Origin of the sequence: Planktotalea sp. (genome assembly GCF_039984035.1) — a bacterium.
Classification (GTDB): Bacteria; Pseudomonadota; Alphaproteobacteria; order Rhodobacterales; family Rhodobacteraceae; genus Planktotalea.
Map to the genome: position 1 here is coordinate 1 of NZ_JBDWVM010000019.1, position 3,284 is coordinate 3,284.

General features: G+C 56.2%; 2 protein-coding genes. Both read left to right on the forward strand.

Annotation, left to right across the window (positions count from 1 at the left end; translation table 11 throughout):
- Positions 1 to 69 precede the first annotated feature (69 nt).
- Positions 70 to 2,310 carry a molybdopterin cofactor-binding domain-containing protein gene (locus ABJQ89_RS00965; protein ID WP_348494410.1) on the forward strand — a complete coding sequence of 747 codons (2,241 nt, stop codon included), beginning with the start codon at positions 70 to 72 and terminating at the stop codon, positions 2,308 to 2,310.
- A gap of 222 nt (positions 2,311 to 2,532) precedes the next feature.
- Positions 2,533 to 3,284: calcium-binding protein (locus tag ABJQ89_RS00970; protein ID WP_348494411.1), on the forward strand; the 752-nt coding region annotated here is incomplete at its 3' end.

A 3,284-nucleotide genomic window follows, 5' to 3' on the forward strand; every position in this document is an offset into this window, starting at 1 on the left:
TGCGCCACGTACCCCCGCATTCGCGCCGCCATTCACACGGCTGCAAAAGCCACGCAAGGAGCGTAGATCATGGCATCCATCAAGAAAATCGCCCGTCGCTCCTTCCTCATTGGGTCTGCTGCGATTGTGGGCGGCGTCGCCTTTGGCGCCTATAAATACACGCGCCCTTTGGTGAACCCGATTGAAGCGGGCCCAAATGAAGCGGCGCTCAACCCTTTTGTGTTCATCGATCAGGATGGCGTGACGATCATCACCCCCCGCGCAGAAATGGGTCAAGGCGTGCACACAACGCTCGCAGCCTTGGTTGCGGAAGAGCTGGATATCGCATGGGAAGATGTGCGCGTACTGCATGGCCCCCCTGCAGCGGCCTACTATAACAGTGCCTTGATGAAAGCGGGCCTGCCCGTGCCCGATTATTCCAAAGGCGCGTTTATGGAAGCGCTGTCATCAGCGCTCGGGGAAGCCAATAAATTACTTGGCATTCAGCTCACTGGCGGCTCGACCTCAATGATGGACGGCTATGAGCGTCTGCGCCAAGCTGGCGCCTCTGCGCGCGAAACGTTGAAACTGGCGGCGGCAGATGCGTTGCAAGTTTCCGCAAGTAGCCTGCGCACAGTGAATGGCCGGATTATCGCGCCAGATGGCAATTCTGTGAGCTATTCGGATATGGCATCACTGGCCGCCGAAATCGATCCCCCGCAAGTGGATCTGCGTCCGAAGTCGGAATGGAAATATCTTGGCAAGGCCATGCCGCGCGTTGATATGGTGGGCAAATCCACGGGCACCGCAGAATTTGGCGTGGATGTGCGTCTTGAGGGGCTCAAGTTCGCAACGGTTCGCATGAACCCAAGACTTGGTGCATCCATGCATTCTATCGACACAAGCGCTGCTGAAAACATGGCCGGTGTCGAGAAGATCATCAAGCTCGATGGCGGCTTTGCAGTTGTCGCAAGCAACACATGGCTGGCATTTCAAGCTGCAGATGCGGTTGAGGTCAATTGGGAGCGTGCGTCCTATCCCGCCGCGCAAAAGAACATCTGGTGGGAGATCGAGCAAAGCTTTGAGAGCAAGGCAAACTCCGTGTTGCGCGATGATGGAAAGCCGGACCGTGCAATCGAAGGCGCAACAGAGATCGAAGCGGAATATCGCATGCCCTTCCTCGCGCATGCCACGATGGAGCCGATGAACGCGACGGCGCTTTACTCAGGCGATACGCTAGAAGTCTGGTGTGGGCATCAAGGCCCAACAGTCGCGCGTGATGCATGCGCGGCGGCCGTTGGACTTGAGCCTGAACAAGTGACGATCAACACCACCTATCTGGGCGGCGGTTTCGGGCGACGCATCGAAAGCGACTATGCGGTCTATGCCGCTCAAATCGCTAAAGAAATGCCGGGTGTACCTGTTCAAGTGACGTGGTCCCGTGAAGAAGATATGAGCCACGACTACTATCGCCCTGCCGCGATCGGCCGCTACAAAGGTGCGGTCAAGGATGGCAAAGCGGTTCTGCTGGATGCAAAGGTTGCAGGTCCATCCGTGGCCTTTGATGCGCTAACCCGAATGATGGGCGTTGGCGGCGGTGGTCCGGACAAGGTTCATGTCGAAGGCGCGTTTGATCAACCCTATCAAATTCCGAATTATCGCGTGGCTGGTCACCTGACCGATCTCAGCGTTCCCCTTGGGTTTTGGCGCTCTGTTGGAAACTCGGTCAACGCCTTCATGCACGACAGTTTTCTCGATGAACTAGCCCATGCTGCAGGCGCAGACCCTCTCGCCTTCCGGCTTGAGTTGATGGGCGATGAACATGCGCCATCGCGCGGTGTTCTTGAAGCTGTGCGGGACATGTCTGGCTGGACTGGCAAGAAAGAAGCAGGCATTGGGCGCGGTGTTGCCTTTGCCCATAGCTTTGGCACGCCCGTCGCGCAGGTGATTGAAGTGCTTGATGAAGATGGCTCGATCCGCATCAACCGCGCTTGGATAGCTGCAGATCTCGGCACTGCGCTTGATCCGGGTAACTTGGAAGCGCAGCTTTATGGCGGTATGATCTACGGATTGTCTGCGGCCTGCTTCGGCGAAATCACGTTTGAAGATGGTAGCGTGGAGCAACAGAACTTCCCTGATTACGACGCATTGCGCATCCACAACGCGCCGATCACAGAGGTAAAAGTTCTGGAAAGCGGACATCATCTAGGCGGCGCAGGCGAACCTGGAACACCCCCTTCCATGTCCGCGCTCAGCAATGCGATTTTCGACCTTACAGGCACGCGTGCGCGCACGCTCCCGTTGATGCATGATTTCGATTTAATCACATAGAGATACAACCTGAGAAAACCTATGAAATTCAGTGCGCGGCCTTGAAATAAGGCCGCGCACTGTTTTTTTAGGATCGAATTGATTTGGGGGCAGCACACGCCAAAGGAGAGTGCCTTGTTTTGGCCCCATTTCCCACACAAACACGCCCAGTTCCAATTGTAGTAAAATTGGAAACAACATGGGGGCAAAGACCTCCAAACTAAGTGCAATAGGACTACAGGAATGCCCACAGGATATTTGGTATCCCTTGGCGACACATCGCTTGACGTTAACGATACGATCAATGCAACGCCGGTTACGTTTACCACATTCAGCACAATCGGTGCAGGCGGCTGGCGTTGGACCGGTGTCTGGAGCGGCAACGGCAATTCCTATAGCAACATTTCTGACACTGGCGTCTTTTATGAGGGCACAGACGGTAATGTTTATTTTATTCCAGATACTTGGACGACCTTAAGCGGCACAGCCGTTGTCACTTCCGCGCCAAGTTATACAGCCCCAAACTATGTCAACGGAACGGGTTTAGCCGACGTCATTGACACCAGCTATACAGATTCTGACGGCGATCAGGTCGACGGCGGTGATGGCACGGGCGTCGCGGGCAACGAAGACACGATCTCTGCTGGCGATGGCAATGACACGGTCGATGCGGGCGCAGAAGACGATATCGTCTATGGCGGCGGCGGCGGCGATAGCATTGATGGTGGCACTGGTGCAGATACGCTTTATGGGGATACCGACGATATCTCCCCCGGCGGTGTAGACGGCAGCGATACGATCTCTGGCGGCGCGGGCGACGATGTCATCTACGGCGAAGGCGGCGGCGACAGCCTCTTCGGTGATGCGGGGTCTGACAATATTACTGGCGGCGCGGGCGATGATACGATCTCCGGCGGCGCCGATGATGACACGCTGACAGGCGGGATTGGTGATGACAGCATCGATGGCGATGCGGGCGATGACTTTATCGGCGG

Excerpts from the sequence above, each read along its gene's own strand:
- ABJQ89_RS00965 (WP_348494410.1), top strand. The coding sequence starts at position 70 with ATGGCATCCATCAAGAAAATCGCCCGTCGCTCCTTCCTCATTGGGTCT.